Source organism: Glutamicibacter nicotianae, assembly GCF_016907615.1.
Taxonomy (GTDB): domain Bacteria; phylum Actinomycetota; class Actinomycetes; order Actinomycetales; family Micrococcaceae; genus Glutamicibacter; species Glutamicibacter nicotianae.
Map to the genome: position 1 here is coordinate 256,413 of NZ_JAFBCH010000001.1, position 16,860 is coordinate 273,272.

14 protein-coding genes are annotated in these 16,860 nt (G+C 55.2%); 5 read left to right on the forward strand and 9 right to left on the reverse strand.

What is annotated here, in order from left to right:
- Positions 1-59 precede the first annotated feature (59 nt).
- Positions 60-1,025, forward strand: coding sequence for a thioredoxin-disulfide reductase (trxB, locus tag JOE62_RS01310; RefSeq protein WP_066142780.1), 966 nt, complete (start codon positions 60-62; stop codon positions 1,023-1,025).
- Between the two features lie 28 nt (positions 1,026-1,053).
- On the forward strand, positions 1,054-1,377 hold the full coding sequence (gene trxA, locus JOE62_RS01315; protein ID WP_038992752.1) for a thioredoxin: 324 nt from the start codon (positions 1,054-1,056) through the stop codon (positions 1,375-1,377).
- Positions 1,378-2,170: 793 nt separating this feature from the next.
- Here trxA and JOE62_RS01320 read toward each other — a convergent pair.
- Positions 2,171-2,488 carry a hypothetical protein gene (locus JOE62_RS01320; protein ID WP_204719759.1) on the reverse strand — a complete coding sequence of 106 codons (318 nt, stop codon included), beginning with the start codon at positions 2,486-2,488 and terminating at the stop codon, positions 2,171-2,173.
- A gap of 1,837 nt (positions 2,489-4,325) precedes the next feature.
- On the opposite strand from JOE62_RS01320, the gene istA reads away from it, so the two are divergent.
- Both istA and istB read left to right on the forward strand, forming a co-directional pair.
- Entirely contained in the window at positions 4,326-5,567 is a 1,242-nt protein-coding gene (gene istA, locus JOE62_RS01325; RefSeq protein WP_204719761.1) for an IS21 family transposase, read from the forward strand.
- Positions 5,564-6,328: an IS21-like element helper ATPase IstB gene (istB, locus tag JOE62_RS01330; RefSeq protein ID WP_204719763.1), complete on the forward strand. Its 765-nt coding sequence runs from the start codon at positions 5,564-5,566 to the stop codon at positions 6,326-6,328. The genes istA and istB overlap by 4 nt, the downstream gene beginning before the upstream one ends.
- Positions 6,329-9,267: 2,939 nt before the next feature.
- Here istB and JOE62_RS01335 read toward each other — a convergent pair.
- The 8 genes from JOE62_RS01335 to rpmH all read right to left on the reverse strand — a co-directional run bounded on the left by JOE62_RS01335 (position 9,268) and on the right by rpmH (position 14,882).
- Positions 9,268-10,461 carry a ParB/RepB/Spo0J family partition protein gene (locus tag JOE62_RS01335; RefSeq protein WP_204719765.1) on the reverse strand — a complete coding sequence of 398 codons (1,194 nt, stop codon included), beginning with the start codon at positions 10,459-10,461 and terminating at the stop codon, positions 9,268-9,270.
- A gap of 196 nt (positions 10,462-10,657) precedes the next feature.
- Positions 10,658-11,581, reverse strand: coding sequence for a ParA family protein (locus JOE62_RS01340; RefSeq protein ID WP_239543109.1), 924 nt, complete (start codon positions 11,579-11,581; stop codon positions 10,658-10,660).
- Between the two features lie 176 nt (positions 11,582-11,757).
- Entirely contained in the window at positions 11,758-12,399 is a 642-nt protein-coding gene (gene rsmG / locus JOE62_RS01345; RefSeq protein ID WP_066142774.1) for a 16S rRNA (guanine(527)-N(7))-methyltransferase RsmG, read from the reverse strand.
- Positions 12,400-12,445: 46 nt separating this feature from the next.
- Positions 12,446-12,973, reverse strand: coding sequence for a Jag family protein (locus JOE62_RS01350; RefSeq protein ID WP_204719767.1), 528 nt, complete (start codon positions 12,971-12,973; stop codon positions 12,446-12,448).
- A 2-nt stretch (positions 12,974-12,975) separates the two neighbouring features.
- Entirely contained in the window at positions 12,976-13,950 is a 975-nt protein-coding gene (yidC, locus tag JOE62_RS01355) for a membrane protein insertase YidC (protein WP_204719769.1), read from the reverse strand.
- Positions 13,950-14,327: a membrane protein insertion efficiency factor YidD gene (gene yidD, locus JOE62_RS01360; RefSeq protein ID WP_204719771.1), complete on the reverse strand. Its 378-nt coding sequence runs from the start codon at positions 14,325-14,327 to the stop codon at positions 13,950-13,952. Before yidD ends, yidC begins: the two co-directional genes overlap by 1 nt.
- Complete coding sequence (gene rnpA, locus JOE62_RS01365) at positions 14,327-14,680, reverse strand: ribonuclease P protein component (RefSeq protein ID WP_128470866.1); 354 nt, start codon at positions 14,678-14,680, stop codon at positions 14,327-14,329. The genes yidD and rnpA overlap by 1 nt, the downstream gene beginning before the upstream one ends.
- A gap of 64 nt (positions 14,681-14,744) precedes the next feature.
- Positions 14,745-14,882 (reverse strand): 50S ribosomal protein L34, encoded by a 138-nt coding sequence (rpmH, locus tag JOE62_RS01370; protein WP_073707184.1) that lies wholly within the window; start codon positions 14,880-14,882, stop codon positions 14,745-14,747.
- A gap of 516 nt (positions 14,883-15,398) precedes the next feature.
- Between rpmH and dnaA the strand changes: the two genes are divergently transcribed.
- A complete protein-coding gene (dnaA, locus tag JOE62_RS01375) occupies positions 15,399-16,835 on the forward strand; it encodes a chromosomal replication initiator protein DnaA (RefSeq protein ID WP_128470865.1) in 1,437 nt (478 codons plus the stop codon).
- Positions 16,836-16,860 lie beyond the last annotated feature (25 nt).

Genomic DNA, 16,860 nt, shown 5'->3' on the forward strand with positions numbered 1-16,860 from the left:
TAGTGAGGTTAGACCTTGCTACCCACCTCGCATTATTAGAACGAAAGGGTTCTACCCCCGTGACTTCAGCACAGAACGACGAAATCCGCGACGTCATCATTGTCGGCTCCGGTCCGGCCGGTTACACCGCCGCGGTTTACACCGCCCGTGCGAATCTGAACCCACTAGTCATCGCAGGCTCAGTCACCGCCGGCGGCGAACTGATGAACACCACCGACGTGGAAAACTTCCCGGGCTTCCCCGAGGGCATCATGGGCCCTGATCTGATGGACAACATGCAGAAGCAGGCCGAACGCTTCGGCGCCGAGATCCTCTTCGATGACGTCACGGAAATGAACCTCGAGGGCGAAATCAAGACGCTGTCCCTGGCCGACGGCACCGTCTATCGTGCCCGTGCTGTCATCGTCTCCACGGGCTCTGCCTACCGCGAGCTGGGTCTGGAAGATGAAAAGCGCCTCTCCGGCCATGGCGTCTCCTGGTGCGCCACCTGCGACGGGTTCTTCTTCCGCGAGCAGACCATCGCCGTGATCGGCGGTGGCGACTCGGCCATGGAAGAAGCACTGTTCCTGACAAAGTTCGCTTCCAAGGTCATCGTGGTGCACCGCCGCAACGAACTGCGCGCCTCGAAGATCATGGCCGACCGCGCCTTGGCCCACGAGAAGATCGAGTTCATCTGGGACTCGGAAGTCGTCGGCATCAACGGCGCAGAGAAGGTCGAGGGCCTGGTCGTGAAGAACCGCACCAGCGGCGAGGAAACCACCGTGGATGTCACCGGCATCTTCGTAGCCATCGGCAACGACCCTCGCGTGGATCTGGTCAAGGACCAGCTTGAGCTGACTTCCGAAGGCACCATCGCCGTTGAAGGCCGCTCTTCCAAGACCTCACTGCCAGGTGTCTTCGCTGCCGGCGACGTGATCGACTCCACCTACCGCCAGGCCATCACCGCAGCCGGTTCGGGCTGCGCCGCGGCCCAGGACGTGGAGCACTACCTGGCCAACGTTTCCGAAACCCTCGCTACCGCCTAACAGATTTCTCAGAAAGGGGTTGTCTCTCATGAGCAACGCAAAAGCAGTAACTGAAGCAACCTTCCAGGCTGATGTCCTGGATGCCGAAAAGCCAGTCATCGTTGATTTCTGGGCTGAATGGTGCGGCCCTTGCCGCCAGCTCGGTCCGATCCTGGATCAGATCGCAGAAGAGCACGCTGCGAAGGTCGACGTCGTGAAGGTCAACGTCGATGAGAACCAGGCAATTGCCGCCAAGTACGGCATCACCAGCATCCCTGCCGTGTACGTGTTCAAGGGTGGCGAGCATGTTGCCACTTCCATTGGTGCCAAGCCAAAGGCTGTCATCGAGAAGGACTTCGCAGAATACCTGTAAGTCGATACGTCATTGGAGTGGAGACCAACCGCAAGGTAGGTCTCCACTCCTGTTTTAACCGATGTCTTGTGAAAATCTTGCTAGTTCTCCCATTCCGGAGTAAGTTCCAGCCCTGACCCCAGCTCAGATGGGTGCTGTTCTTTGATTTGAAGACGTTTTGACGATTAACTTTAAAATATCAATATGTACACTTTGTTTTTGGATTCTTGGTACCATTTTAAGACTTAATGCATCAATACTTGGTTTCGATGAGTCGAGCTCGCACTTTCTGCTCGGATAATGGCTCGCCAAGTTCGAGGCCTGCGTCGGTGATTCGGTGCTGTTTGTTCCGGTGCATTTTGCAACCTGCTCTGCGTTGCAGGGACTGCCCGTCGGCCAGCTCTCGATCCCGAATGCTTCGCCTCCGACTTTCAAGGAGTGGCAGCTGCATGCGGATTTAAAAACGCATGCGGCAGTCTTTTCTTTGAGAGAGCAGGACCGTGCCGTTCAGTGCCGCCTTTGTATAGGATCCTTCCATCATGCGACAGCCTGAGCTATCGAGCCGGGCTCTTGAATGCATTAGCTGCCCCGGAGTGCGTCGAGCTTTCCTGTATCCAGAGCAGGGGTTCCATCAGGACCGACGGCAGAGTCTTTGCAAGGAAACTCCGACGCTGTGGAACTACACTCTTCAAAACCCGAGGCACTATCTGGCTCCGTTGGTAGGTGCTCAACGACCTGGGCCACGAGCAGATCTGCCAACACCTGTTCCCAGTCCGCAACGGTCGCAGAATCCTGTTTGACCAATCAGACCGGATCATTCACGCATGAGGGAACTGGTTCTAGATTCGACGCCCCAGCCGTTGATGCGCCGTGTCTGCGCCGACCACGCCAAAGACTCTGAATTGAATATTTGACTCTTTGAGGGCCACCAATATTGCCGTTCAGAGCCACCAGCTGAAAACGCCATATTCTCGATCAGAGCCACCTGATTTTCTCCTTCAGAGCCACCCTGTATAAACCCCTCTGTCAAGGGGCATGAGTTTCTGCCCACCGGCGGCCACGAATAATGCCCACTAAGGGTCAGCAAAACTGCCTGCTGCCCATAATCAGCCAATGTGGTATCAGCCGTCATGCACGGCAGTCTGCCCGTGCTGAGAGGGGCTACATCAAGGAACTCACCCCAGCACCAGCCAACACCTGCGTCAACCGAACAGATTCACCGCTGGTCTGGCAAATATGCGCCTGACGCAGCAATCGATCCACCGAGGACGTCGCCAGGGCATTGGGCATCAATTTACAGCGTTCTGATGCACGATCAGTGGCTTTTAGAACCACCCAGCGTGGAAATTTCGCGTTCTATTATCGTGCTCATGGAGCAACAGTAAGACAGAGCATCCCCATTTTCTGCACGCAGTACAAGCAGTCGGACTACCCCGGCCGGCTGGTGGCTCTGAACAAGAATATTGGGTGGCCCTGAGCGGCAATACTGGTGGCTCTCAAAGCTTCTAATATTCATCTGGATCCACGGACAAGTGACGACATAGCTGCGTGACGGCAGAGACGGGCTCACTTGACTCAGTTCTCTCTCGATGACTTGGGCATGCAAATAGGCCTGCGGTACGCGTCCACTGTCTCGGAAAATCAGCGTAAATCAAAGCGTCTACAGCCACAGGCCTAACGCTATTGTCGCTCAGTTGATCCTGTTCTGGGCCAGCAGTGCGCTGCTCTTCTCAGCAAAGCATCTGTGGGCTCGTGTAGTGATCCAGGAGCCTATGGAACCTCTTGGTACTCGGAGTGGTAGATGGAAGGCTTTCAGTGGCGCTTCTGGTGCTCATAGCGCTTATAGATGCGGTTTGATCATCACACTCCATGACTGCACTTGACGCTCACCAGACGTACCCCTGTTAGAGACAACAACATACGAATGAAGCGTGCTGCGCCCCCGGCAGACCATGCGTGCTGGTCGGGATTACGTTCTGGTTATACGTCCAGATTCATTGATTGCGCGCCCTGCACGGAATACTGTCCGCGTACGTTGAACATCGGATAGTTGCTCCCGATGTCCCTTCCGATCTGCCTATGCAGTTCTAGTTATTGGCAACTCGGCTATCGCCAGGACATCCACCCCTATGATCATTTACCTGTGATCATTCGCCATTCCAGCTGAACGGAACTTCCAGTGACTTGCGTGGTCATTCCATTGGGCATGGCGTTGGAAACGAGGTGTCGTTTAGGTGGTTCTCCTTGTTTCACGTGAAACACGTTTCCAGCGGTTAGTCTCGAAAGTCCTGTATGGTTCATCGATTAATGTTTCACGTGAAACGGCGCCGAAAAGCGGCTGTCTTCAGCCTGAGTCTAAGTGAGTATGTAGCCATTATGGAAGCCACCACCCTTCCAATTCAGAGTCGCTCGAGGGGTACTCCATTATTGTCACTCGGAGCTGTCAAACACTATCCCTCCAAATAACCCTGTATAAACTCCCGGCCAGTGCAACAGACTTTCTCGCAGAACAAGCCATGTTCAGAGGCACGCGCGAATGACGCTCATGCTCCAGCTTTACGCCGAGTCTTAGTCAGGACGATTCTTCACGTCCACACCCGACGCATCTCCCGCAGCAGAGTCATAGAAGTAGGCGGCGCCTCCCTACAAAGCTGAGAGCGCCTTCAGGACAAGAGCGGCAAAAGCGCTACTAATTGCAATTCCTTGACCGCAACCAACTCTAAACGTGTTCACCCAACCGTACTGGAGCATCGACCATACGGATCTAGGTTAGGCTGGCGCCTACCTCAAGCTTTGCACGATGATTACGTACGACATGACAGGAGCATCGAACCGCATTCAAGGGCTACAACAAGTTCTGATCCTCATACCATCATCATTTACTCGTGTCAACGCTAACTGAATACTGACCCTTGAACGACTTTTGAAAATTGACCCCACCCGGTCCATTCAACAGTCATTCTGAGGGAGTGATTAATGTGGAACAGTGGGCAGAGATCCGTCGGCTGCATAAAGCAGAAGGCGTGCCAATCAAGGAGATCTCGCGGCGACTTGGCATCGCACGCAACACCGTACGCTCAGCATTGGCAGCCACCGAGCCGCCAAAATACCAACGGGCGAAGCGTGGTTCCATCGCCGACGCTTTCGAACCAGAAATTCGAAAGCTGCTGCGTGAGTATCCGCGCATGCCTGCAACGGTCATCGCCGAACGGATCGGATGGACGAATTCCATCTCCACGCTGAAGAACCGCGTCGCACTGATACGGCCGGAATACACGAGCGTGGACCCTGCGGACCGGCTGGTCCACGAACCAGGGCAAGCCGCGCAAATGGATCTCTGGTTCCCCGAGCCTCGAATTCCCGTCGGGTTCGGCCAGTCAATGATCCTTCCGGTGCTGGTGATGACGCTGTCCTATTCCAGAGTGCTCGGCGCCCTGATGCTTCCCAGCCGGCAGGGCCCTGACCTGACTGCGGGGATGTGGAGCTTGATCAACGATGCGGGAGCAGTTCCCAAAGCCTTGATCTGGGACCGCGAGTCAGCCATCGGCGGCAAAGGAAAAGTCACCGAAATCGCGGCAGCGTTTGCCGGGACCCTGGCAACTAGGATCATTCTGGCTCCACCGAGGGATCCTGAGTTCAAAGGCCAAACAGAACGCAATAACCAGTTCTTCGAAACCTCGTTCCTGCCGGGAAGGAAGTTCACCTCCCCGCAGGATTTCAACCAGCAACTCGCTGCGTGGCTGCCAAAAGCCAATGCGCGCACGGTCCGTTCGATCCAGGGCCGGCCCATCGACCGGTTGCCGCAGGATCTGCAGGCGATGACGGCACTGCCGCCGATGCCACCGGCCACGGGTTTCAGCCAACGGATGCGGCTGAGCAGGGATTACTATGTCCGGCTGGATCGCAACGACTACTCGGTGCATCCTTCGATGATCGGCCGGCTTGTCGACTTCACGCTCACCACGGATCGGGTGATCGGGGTCTGCGACCAGCAGGTGGTGGCCGATCATCCACGGTGCTGGGCCAAGCACCAAGTCATTACCGACCCGCAGCATGTGCAGGTTGCTGCAACGCTGCGCTCGGCGTTCAACAAGATCCGCCGTACCACCGCCAGCCACGTCCACGACACAGGCGTCGCCTCACGCCAGCTGTCTGACTACGACAAAATCTTCGGCCTGGACGGCCATGACTTTCTAGGAGATCCTTCATGAGTTCTTTGGAAGCAACAATTGAGCATTTGGCCAGAGCCATCAAAATGCCAACGATCCGCCGGACGTGGAAACAGCTGGCCGATCAGGCACGTGATGAAGGATGGTCCCATGAGGAGTATCTGGCCGCGGTGCTCCAGCGTCAGGTTGCGGATCGGGAGGCCAGCGGCACCATGTTGCGTATCGCCGGTGCGCATTTCCCCTCAATGAAGACCGTGGAGGATTTCAACTGTGATTTCCAGCCGTCGCTGAGGCGTGATGTCCTGGCGCATCTGGCGACGACGACATTCATTCCGAAGGCTGAGAACGTGATTTTGCTCGGACCACCGGGCGTGGGCAAAACCCACTTGGGCATCGCACTGGGCGTCAAGGCCTGCCAGCAAGGGTATCCGACACTCTTTGATACGGCTGCTGGCTGGGTCCAGCGTCTGGCTGCAGCGCACCACAGCGGGAAATTGAACGATGAGTTGCGGCGCCTGAAACGCTACAAGTTGTTGATCATCGACGAGGTCGGGTATCTGCCGTTTGATGCTGAAGCCGCCAATTTATTGTTTCAACTGATTGCGCACCGGTATGAGCAGGGCTCGGTTCTGGTCACGTCGAATATGCCTTTTGGCCGATGGGGCGAGGTGTTTGGCGATGATGTTGTAGCCTCAGCGATGATTGATCGTCTGGTTCATCATGCCGAAGTGTTGTCCTTGTCCGGTGATTCGTACCGGGTGAAGAACCGTCAGGATCTGCTGAGAAACGCTGAGCAGGTATAGAAGATACTGGACCGGGAGGGTCAATTTTCGATTGGCGCCAGGGGGTCAATTTTCAGCTAGCGTTGACAACTCGTAGACTTGGCCAAGTCCAGAGTTGAGCACAAAGCACGCATAACCATAGAGGCTGACGGCCAGATGCCATCATGACCCTACACTCCCCCTTTCAATGCCCAACGGTCCAGAGTGTCTCCATTTGTCATCTGCCTGCTGTTCAAGATGTTCCCTTTCGAAGAGCCCAGTCGTGATATGAGGTAGCGGTGATCCCGTCAGAATGGAATGGTGACTCCAGGCGTTAATTCTCAGAGGCGCAGAAGCATAGTAACGGGCGGCTCTGAACCGGAACTCATTTATGGCTCCAAAGGTTCAATTATTCATCACGACCTCAAGAACACTGCTCGCCCATTAGATTGTGGGTCCGGTTCAGGCCATTCCCCTATCCAGCAGAATGTACTCACCATATTCAGTCATGTACAGCAACCCAAAAGCTTGAAGTCGATGTCCTGAAAGCTGATTCGAATGCAAATGAGTGACAGCCATCGAAACGAAGCCATTCAAGGACGTAGCGTGGATATGAATCTCCGACTAATGCCGACTATGGCCATGAATAGATTGCGTCCGGCTCACAGCAACTCTTGAAAGTCTAGATCGTCTCTTGATCAGGTCTGCAAACCGCTCGTTGCTGGACTCTGCCAATTCGGTCTATTCCGAGGCTTACGTAGAAATCCAAGCAAGCCAGACTACGGCCACCGAATATCACTCGTCCACGTTGCAGTTCCTGCAGATCCGTGGATGGGTGCGGCATGTTGATTGCTCAATAGGTTTCTTCAGAGCCCTGGCCAACAGTCACAGCCAAGGGTATATCGATCGAACCGCCTGAGGGAGGGTCTATGTTTCACGTGAAACTTATTCTCATGAATCATGACGTAAGCGAACTAACAGCGAAGATGCCCGAGAGAAATTCTTTTCCTCGTTTCATAAGTCGGTTCATCATCTGCTCTTATGGCATGGCTATCAGCCTGAATATTCGAACAGCGACCTCACGGCGGTTGCAACACCGGACTGGTGTTTGTCGTTAGAGTAAACAATGCATGAGTCCAATGTATAGGCCTAGACAGATTCGTGATCGACGCTAATCATTTCAAGGCTGCATTAGAAGACCACGCCTATTCAGGGTGGAGTCATCAAATCCTAGAGTCTGGATCGAGTACTGGAAATCAGTCGCAGCGAACTTATCATCTTTGGATGATCCAGTGAATGAAGGAGTAGTCTCCCTACCGACCGACACAGCAACTCCTCATCGAGCACAGTCTGGTCGGCATTTTCGTTCTATTCCATAGGACAGTTTCACTCGAATCATAGATCCGCAGAAAACTGATTATCTGAATCTGGGGGCCACTACAATTCCGATCTAGAGTCACCAGAGAGAAACGCCGCCGTTGTCGCTCATTGCCACGGAACATTTTTCGTCAGAGCCACCCCCTATATGCTGCTCCCACCACGCAACCGACTGTATGGTGGACAGAACCTTTTTCAATGTACAAAAGTTCGAAGTCATTCGACTAATCCAGCTCGCGCTGAGAGTCTGCCAGACTGCGCCATCGCATCCACGCAAGGCATCTTTCACGACAGCGTAGGCGAAGACTTCAATGCCGCAGATATCGTCCTCGTAGCTGGAAGCACCTCGAGAAGCTGAGCGACGAGCACGTCCTTCAACTACTCTTCCCGACTGCAACTAACAAGAAGGCGCGTTGCCCAACCTGGGCTAGAACATCGCGCCCAAGAAGCTGTCCAGGTCGGGCCGATTTTAAGCTCATACATGGTGAATACGACCAGCCAGTCCGAAGCCAATGGTGCTGCCTTCATGGGCTAAAACAGCTTCTTTACGTCCTACGAACGCTGCTTACTCCAACTCATGGTCACCTCCGACGTCGATGACAAGACGTCAGCATCAAATTGGGCTGGCCAGGAGCTTCCATGGCCTCGCACGAGCATCGTCGCCGGGCAACAGGCTCTGAGGGTCTATTTGAAGCCTGCCTGCCGTTCAGCCGATACTTTACGTGGAGCTCTGCCTTCGCATAAGGCAGCCGTGAGTCGGTTATGGCTGGCCGGTGGCTCTGGACGAGAATTCTAGCGGCTCTCAAAGCCACGAATATTCACTATTGAGCCATTCGGGATATGGCACCTCCGTCAAGAATTCTGAAACTTTCCCGCGTAAGGGACGATCAGGTTCTCTCGGCTGAAGGACATGCATTCACTCTGTGGCTTGATGGTCACTACCCTTTTATCGTATGCCTTTGCTTGGAGAGCCCATCCTGTTCGTGAGCGAACCATTGCCTAGTGATCAGCCTCCAAGTCGGGGTCGCAGTCCAGCAGTTAAGGTGCATAGGGCTACAGAATCAACCAAGAACCAGGTACGCCATTTCATCAAGACCTGACCTTCTTGAGCGTGCGGCAGACAGGAACATTTAGACGGTTTTGCTTCGGGGTGACGAGGTGCGGATGGTGCCCCAGTCGAGTTCGGTGCACTACTCTTCCCGAGCACTCCCCCAAAGTCTTATGACGGTTCTCTGCTCCTCCTGCAACTCCTTGGAAGCGCACCAGGTGTCGATCGGTGCATCGTCAGTTGCGAGAGGTTTTTAGTTGCAACTCCGATGAAGACCCTATGGGGAGGCGTGGACACAAACTGAGATGCACTTGGCGCAAAGCCTGGGTCTTCGCGTGGTACTGATTCTTCGGGCCGAAGGAAGTCCTTGCATCCAGGCTTCAGGGTTGTACGTCCCGAGAGATTTTAATGCAGTGACAACATCCGCTAGCCAACCTCTCCTTCAACCCTTCCTAATTACTGGCCACCGCTCCCCAATACTTGTTTCACGTGAAACAGCGTTTTGGAGATAGAGAAGGCGCATGTTTCACGTGAAACATGCACCTTCTCTATCTAATTACGAGTTCATTGTCGGATCGATAACCTGCATGATGCGGTTCAGATCATCGACCGAAGCGAACTCGATACTGACCTTGCCCTTGCGGCTGCCAAGTTGAATCTTGACGTTAGTGTCCAAGCGGTCCGCAAGCGATGTCGCCAAGAAGTCCAAACGCTCATTACGCTGGTTCTCGCGCGCCTTCTTGGCTGGCTTGCGCGGCTTATCATCGCTCAGGGCAACTGCCTCTTCAGTCGCCCGCACAGACAGACCCTCGTTGATGATCCGCTGGGCCAACTGTTCAATGACTTCGTTGTTGGACAGTCCAAGCAAGGCCCGTGCATGGCCGGCCGAAAGAACCCCCGCTGCAACGCGACGTTGAACGAGAGGAGGGAGCTTCATCAAACGGATCGTGTTGGAAATCTGCGAACGTGATCGGCCAATTCGTTCGGAAAGCACTTCCTGCGTGCAGTTGAACTCTTCTAAAAGCTGTTGGTAAGCAGCGGCCTCTTCCAGCGGATTGAGCTGCGAGCGGTGCAAGTTCTCGAGCAGCGCATCGCGTAACAAATCGGTGTCTTGCGTGTCCCGAATGATCGCCGGGATGGTCGCCAGGCCAGCGGCCTGCGTTGCTCGCCAACGACGTTCACCCATGACCAGTTCGTATGGGGCGTCATCCTTCTCACGCGAAGGACGGACAACGATAGGCTGAAGCAGTCCAATTTCACGGATGGAATGGATGAGCTCATCCATGTGCTCTTGGTCGAAGTTGGTTCGCGGTTGCTTGCGATTCGGGTGGATGAGCTTGACGTCGAGTTCAGCGAACTGCGCTCCAGGAACTTCAACTAGATCCGAAGAGTCTGGGGTGTCAGGCTTCGGCTGCCTCTTCTTAGGTGCTGGCTTCTCGGCAGATGCATCATCCTCGCGCACAGGAGAACTCTTCGTCCCAAGAGTTGTGTTCAAGTCAGGCATCGTTGCTCGAGCACGCTTTGCCGGCTTAGCAGCAGTAGTTGGTGCCTTCGGCGTTGAGGACTTGCGTCCTGGTTCGAAGAACATATCGACTGGACGTGCTGCCCGTGGCCTCGATGCTTCTGCGACAGGTTCTGCGGGCGATGTTTCACGTGAAACATCCTGCTTCTCCTCTGGAGCTGCGGTCGCCGGCGAGCTGGAAATGAGGGCACCTAGTCCCCTGCCCAAGCCCCGCTTCTTGTCTGCCATGTTTTTCGCACGCCCTTTCATCCGAAATTTCAGCCCGAGACTAGTCTACTGTTTATTGGCATCGAACCGGGGATGCGCACAGTGCGTCACCCATGACTTTCACAATGAGTGTTAGCTATCAGCCACGGTGTCACGTCTGAAACAAACTAAAACCTAAGGTAAACGACTCTAGGGGGTGAAATGCCCTTCTACGGGCCTACGCGCCCCGCTCAGCCATCTCTAGGGCTGCTTCGGAGTACGACAGGGCGCCGGTCGAGTTCGGGTCATAGGTAATAACGGTTTGTTGATAGCTCGGAGCTTCAGAAATTCGCACCGAACGCGGAATGACAGCCTTGAGCACCTGCTCCGGGAAGTGCTCCCGAACTTCGTTAGCTACCTGTGCAGCAAGATTAGTGCGACCGTCATACATGGTCAGCAAAATCGTCGAGACTGTCAGCTTGGAGTTCAGGTGCTTCTGGATCATCTCGATGTTCTTCAGCAGCTGACTCAGACCTTCCAGCGCGTAGTACTCGCACTGGATAGGGATGAGAACCTCACGGGCGGCAACGAAGGCGTTGACGGTCAACAGGCCCAAGCTCGGTGGACAGTCGATGAAGACATAGTCCAGGCGAGGCAGTCCCTCACGCTGGCGAGTCCGAGCGTAGTCGTCCAAGGCGCGCTGCAGGCGCTGTTCGCGAGCTACCAGAGAAACCAATTCGATCTCTGCACCAGCCAAGTGAATCGTCGCAGGAGCGACCTGCAAGGTTGGCAGGTCTGGGCATGTAGCTACGACATCAGACAATGGAAGGTCGTTGATTAGCACATCGTAAATGCTGTCCACCTCAGCATGATGCTCGATACCCAGCGCGGTTGAAGCGTTGCCCTGCGGATCGATGTCGATCACCAGGACGTTCAGTCCTCCCTTGGCCAGAGCGGCTGCAAGGTTTACGGTGGTCGTCGTCTTGCCGACGCCGCCCTTCTGGTTGGAAATCGTGAAATAGCGGGTCTTCTTGGGCGTTGGCACCTTACGGGCCTCCAAAGCTTCGCGACGACGATGTTCACTAGCTATTTGAGTAGCCAGGGGCGAGGACGAGTCGTTGAAATCAAACGCGCTATCCGATGAATCCTTAGTCTTAGACAAAGGTAAAACTCCTCCTCGTGAAGTGGTGCGCCTAATACTCATAGCGTGCACCGATAATGTTTCACGTGAAACATTCAAAACAAGTCATGCAGATTGCGAAATGGCTTCATCCTCGAATACACGAGGATAAAAGCCATTTCACTTCTATAACTATTTAACAGACTATCGCGTCAACCTTAGCCAACCTTGATGCGAACCACCGTTGTTGGTTCTGCAAGGATAGTTTCGCCCACAGTAAGCACTTCGGTTTCCTTGCCACCGAGTTTGCGGATGGCCTTAGTTGCCTTGGCGATTTCCTCGGCAGCCGAGCGCCCCTTGATCGCAATCAGCTCGCCTTGACCGTGCAGCAGTGGAATAGTCAGTCCGGCCAAGTTGGTCAATGCGGATACAGCGCGGGCCGTGACATAGCGTGCGTTGACCACGTCAACCATCTGCTCTGCACGGCCACGCATTACGGTGACATTGGTCAGACCCAAATCCTCAATTACCTCGGAAAGCCAGATGCAGCGGCGCTCCAGCGGCTCAATCAGAGTCAGCTTGAGGTCCGGGCGGGCAATTGCCAAGCAAAGCCCTGGAAGGCCTGCGCCGGAGCCTACGTCGGCTACCTCGGCATCCTTGTCCATAACCTCTTCGATCACTGCGCAGTTGAGCACGTGGCGGGACCACAGACGGGGTACTTCGCGCGGACCCAACAGCCCGCGTTCAATGCCAGAGGTCGCCAGATGCTCTACATAGCGCTTGGCAAGATCCAAGCGGTCACCGAAAATCTTCTCGGCAGCCACGGTCTCTTCTGCAGTAAGGCTGAGGTCCTCAGTCATTGTCGTTGGTCCTTAGGTCGATCAGCGCGCGGACGCGTGATGGTTCTTAGCTGTCCAGTACCGAGATGACGATATGGCGTCGGGTCGATTCACCCTCGGATTCCGAGTGCAGTCCGGCATCTGCGATGACGTCGTGCACGAGCTTGCGCTCGTAGGCGCTCATCGGATCCAGATGGACTTTCTCGCCAGTTTCGCGGACCGAGGCAATGGCATCCTCAGCAATCTTGCGCAGCAGATCTGCACGCTCTGCACGGTAACCGGCAATGTCCAGGATCAGGCGCGAACGCTCACCGGTCGCAGTCAGCACTGCGAGCCGAGTGAGTTCCTGCAGCGCGTCGAGGACATCGCCATCCTTGCCAACCAGGCTTTCCAGCGACGCGTCATCGTCCTCGGTAAGGATCGAAATGTAGGTACGTCCGCCACGGATTTCGATGTCGATGTCGCCGTCCAGATCAGCGATATCCAGAAGCTCTTCAAGGTAGTCGGCTGCGACGTCGCCTTCGTCCAGAACTTCCTGATCGTCATCGATCTGGTTCTCCAGGTCGGGCGCGTCGATATTCTCAGTTGCAGTCATGGCTACTTCTTCTTTCGACGGTTCTTGCGCTGCGGCTGATGACGCTGGCCCTTGGCCCGCTGCTCCGCTGCGGCTGCTGCAGCGGCGTCAGCGTCTTCCTTCTTCATGCCTACTGGAGGAAGGCCCTTGGCTGCACGGCGGGCGTTGAGCTCGCGCTCCGCTTCCGAGCCAGGGGTTGGGTTGTTACGGATAACCCAGAACTGCTGCCCCAGGGTCCACAGGTTCGATGCGGTCCAGTAGATCAGCACACCGATTGGGAAGTTGATGCCACCGATGCCGAAGACCAGAGGCAGGATGTACAGCATCATCTTCTGCTGCTGCATGAATGGGCCCTGCAGGGCTTCCTCGCTCATATTCTTGGTCATCAACTGGCGCTGGGTGAAGAACTGCGATGCGGTCATGGCAAGTATCATGACTACGGCAACGATGATGACGGCCCAGTTAATAGCGCCGGAGTTGATGGTGCCCAAGAAGGTCTCGGACAGTGGAGCACCCAGGATGGTGGAACCGTCGAAGCTGCGGATGTGCTCAGCGGACAGTGCGCCGATAGAACGGCCGTCATCGCTAGCGCGCGATGCTTCATTCAGTACGCGGAACAGTGCGAAGAAGAATGGCATCTGCACGAGCAGAGGCAGGCAGGAAGACAGCGGGTTGGTCTTATGCTTCTTGAACAGCGCCTGCTGTTCCTGCACCATGGCCTGGCGCGAAAGCTGGTCGGTCTTGCCCTTGTACTTTGCCTGCAGCTTGCGAAGGTCAGGCTGCAGTGCCTGCATCGCGCGCTGGGACTTGATCTGCTTGACGAAGACTGGGATCAGCAATGTACGGATCAGCAGCACGAGGAAGATGATCGACAGGGTCCAGGTAACACCTGAATCCGCGTTCATTCCAATCGCGGTGAACAGTTCGTGGAAGGCCCACAGAACCCACGAGACTACGTATGTAAACGGAGTCAGTATCGTGTCTAGGAAGTTGTTCATCAGTGGTCGAGCTCCTTGCGGCCGCTTTCCGCGGCGTCTTCATCGTCGGGAATCACAGGATGATTCAGAACTATGATCCTCGGCAGTTTGCCTTCTGGCCAAATCCTCGGTCCCTCAGGAACGTGGTCGACGCCTCCGTGGGACCACGGATTGCACCGGAGGATCCGCCAAGTGGTCAATCCGGTGCCTTTGACAACACCGTGCTGAGTCACTGCTTCGAGCCCATAGGCAGAACAGCTAGGAAAGTATCGGCATACATCGCCGTACAGCGGCGAGATGATTTTTCGGTAAGTTTTGAGCAACCCGATTACGATGTTGCGTGGGATATCGATGATGAACCACAGCAAACCGGTACGCGGAGCTGAATCCTTGCGCATCAGCGCGCCTCGATCTTGCGCAAAACAGCGGAGAAGGCTGAATTCATCTGGGCGTTGAGTTCTTCCCAGGAGAGTTCGGCAGCGCCAGGAAGTGCACGGAAGACGAAATCGACATTCCCGTCCACGCGCCGAAGCTCATGGCCGATCTCTCGCATCCGTCGTTTGGTGAGATTCCTTTTAACGGCAATACCTACAGCCTTGGAAACAATGAATCCAAACCTGTCGCCGAGGAACTCTTCGGTTACTCGGGGGCGTGCATATAGCACGACGTTCCGGCGTCCGCTTCGGACACCGGAACGTACAGTGGCTGTAAGGTCTTGCGCTAGGCGCAGTCGCTGATTCTTAGGCAACATCTGTTTCGCGTTGCTCTTTAGCTGAGCTCGTTGAAATCATGCTGCCAAGAGCTGCTTCGCAAATTTATGCGGACAGCTCGGCGCGACCCTTGCCGCGACGTGCCGAAAGGATGGCACGACCTGCACGGGTACGCATACGAAGGCGGAAGCCGTGCTTCTTCGAACGACGGCGGTTGTTAGGCTGAAAAGTCCGCTTGCTCACGGTGACACTCCAAAACGATTTAGATGATGCGTACTACCCGTTGACCAGCTAGCTCGATAACAACAGGATGACGCTCGTGTTTTCTTATAAAATGCGCTTTCTCGCGGGCTCTTCCAAAATGAGCAAGTCGCAAAAAGGTGCGCATAGGACTGAATAACAATAGAAAAATATGCGCCCTGGGTCAAATTGGCGCGCAACTTTAGCCCCGGCTCCCCTGCTCGGGTGCCGGCCTGTGAATAATCTACCTCAAAGTTGTGGATTACGGCTGTGTATAACGAAAGAAACTTCACATATTTCCACAAAACAGCTAGTCATCTCGCGAGGAAAAACGCTTGGTTTCATGGGAAAACCTGTTTTCCACAGTAATAACACCCTGATTTTCCATGCAGCTGTGCATAACTGTGTGGATGATGGATAGAATCAATGCAGACGTGGTCCAAAAAACCACGTTTAGGAAGCCTGGGAACGGGATTCTTGTGACCAAGATTGCATTCGAACGGAAGCGGGGCGCCCTTAGTGAGCAGCGACGAGACCAATAGTATTGGTAGCTCTTGGCGCCAAGTCATCCGGAAGATCGAAGATGATGACCGGGTCAAGGCGCGTTACCGCGCCTTCGTATCGCTGGCTAAACCGCAAGGTCTCATCGGCACTACGCTCTTGGTTGCGGTGCCCAACGACCTCACGCGCGATATTCTGCAGACCCAGTTGCGCGAGCCGCTGGATGACGCATTGCGGGAAGTATTCCAGGATGATATCCGCTGCGCCGTCAGCGTTGATCTCTCGCTGTCGGATGAGCTGGAAGAAGAGGAGCCTGAGGCCAAGCCTGCTGCGCCGTCCGCGCCGGCGGTTGTCGAGACTCCTGGTCCTCGCCCACAGCCGGCACCGCAGCCGACTCCGCCATCGAACTCTCAGGAGTTCGGCCGCCTGAACCCGAAGTACATCTTCGATACCTTCGTGATCGGTTCGTCGAACCGCTTTGCACATGCGGCAGCCGTCGCTGTTGCCGAAGCGCCGGCCAAGGCCTACAACCCGCTGTTCATCTACGGCGATTCCGGTCTGGGCAAGACCCACCTGCTGCACGCCATCGGGCACTACGCACGCCATCTCTACAAAGGCATCCGCGTGCGCTACGTGAATTCTGAAGAGTTCACCAACGATTTCATCAACTCGATCCGCGACGACGAGGGTGCAAGCTTCAAGCAGACGTACCGCAACGTCGATATTCTGCTCATTGACGACATCCAGTTCTTGGCCAACAAGGATGCTACCCAGGAAGAGTTCTTCCACACCTTCAATGCGTTGCATAACCACAACAAGCAGGTGGTCATCACCTCGGATCTTCCTCCCAAGCAGCTGCAGGGCTTCGAAGATCGCATGCGTTCGCGCTTCGAGTGGGGCCTGCTGACCGATATCCAGCCGCCAGAGCTCGAGACCCGTATCGCAATTCTGCGTAAGAAGGCGGACGCCGAGAACCTTTCGGCGCCAAGTGACGTCATGGAGTACATCGCTTCACGCATTTCCACGAACATCCGCGAGCTCGAAGGTGCGCTGATCCGCGTCACCGCTTTCGCGTCGCTGAATAACCAGCCGGTGGACCTGGCCTTGGCCGAAACCGTGCTCAAGGACTTGATCAGCGAAGACGGCGCACAAGAAATTACGCCGTCGACCATCATCAAGCAGACCGCCGAGTACTTCGGGCTGAGCATTGACGAGCTGAATAGCAAATCCCGTACTCGTACTTTGGTTACCGCACGCCAGATCGCCATGTACTTGCTGCGTGAGCTGACCGACATGTCATTGCCGAAGATTGGTGCAGAACTGGGCGGCCGCGACCACACCACCGTGATTCACGCCGATCGCAAAATCCGCGAACTGATGGCTGAACGACGAGCGATATTTAATCAGGTCACCGAGCTGACAAACAGAATTAAGCAGAGCCAGCGGGAGCTCTGAAGCAGAGAAATCACAGGTGTGGATA

Excerpts from the sequence above, each read along its gene's own strand:
- trxA (WP_038992752.1), top strand. The coding sequence starts at position 1,054 with ATGAGCAACGCAAAAGCAGTAACTGAAGCAACCTTCCAGGCTGATGTC.
- JOE62_RS01320 (WP_204719759.1), bottom strand. The coding sequence starts at position 2,488 with ATGACGGCTGATACCACATTGGCTGATTATGGGCAGCAGGCAGTTTTG.
- istB (WP_204719763.1), top strand. The coding sequence starts at position 5,564 with ATGAGTTCTTTGGAAGCAACAATTGAGCATTTGGCCAGAGCCATCAAA.
- JOE62_RS01335 (WP_204719765.1), bottom strand. The coding sequence starts at position 10,461 with ATGGCAGACAAGAAGCGGGGCTTGGGCAGGGGACTAGGTGCCCTCATT.
- rsmG (WP_066142774.1), bottom strand. The coding sequence starts at position 12,399 with ATGACTGAGGACCTCAGCCTTACTGCAGAAGAGACCGTGGCTGCCGAG.
- JOE62_RS01350 (WP_204719767.1), bottom strand. The coding sequence starts at position 12,973 with ATGACTGCAACTGAGAATATCGACGCGCCCGACCTGGAGAACCAGATC.
- yidC (WP_204719769.1), bottom strand. The coding sequence starts at position 13,950 with ATGAACAACTTCCTAGACACGATACTGACTCCGTTTACATACGTAGTC.
- yidD (WP_204719771.1), bottom strand. The coding sequence starts at position 14,327 with ATGCGCAAGGATTCAGCTCCGCGTACCGGTTTGCTGTGGTTCATCATC.
- rnpA (WP_128470866.1), bottom strand. The coding sequence starts at position 14,680 with ATGTTGCCTAAGAATCAGCGACTGCGCCTAGCGCAAGACCTTACAGCC.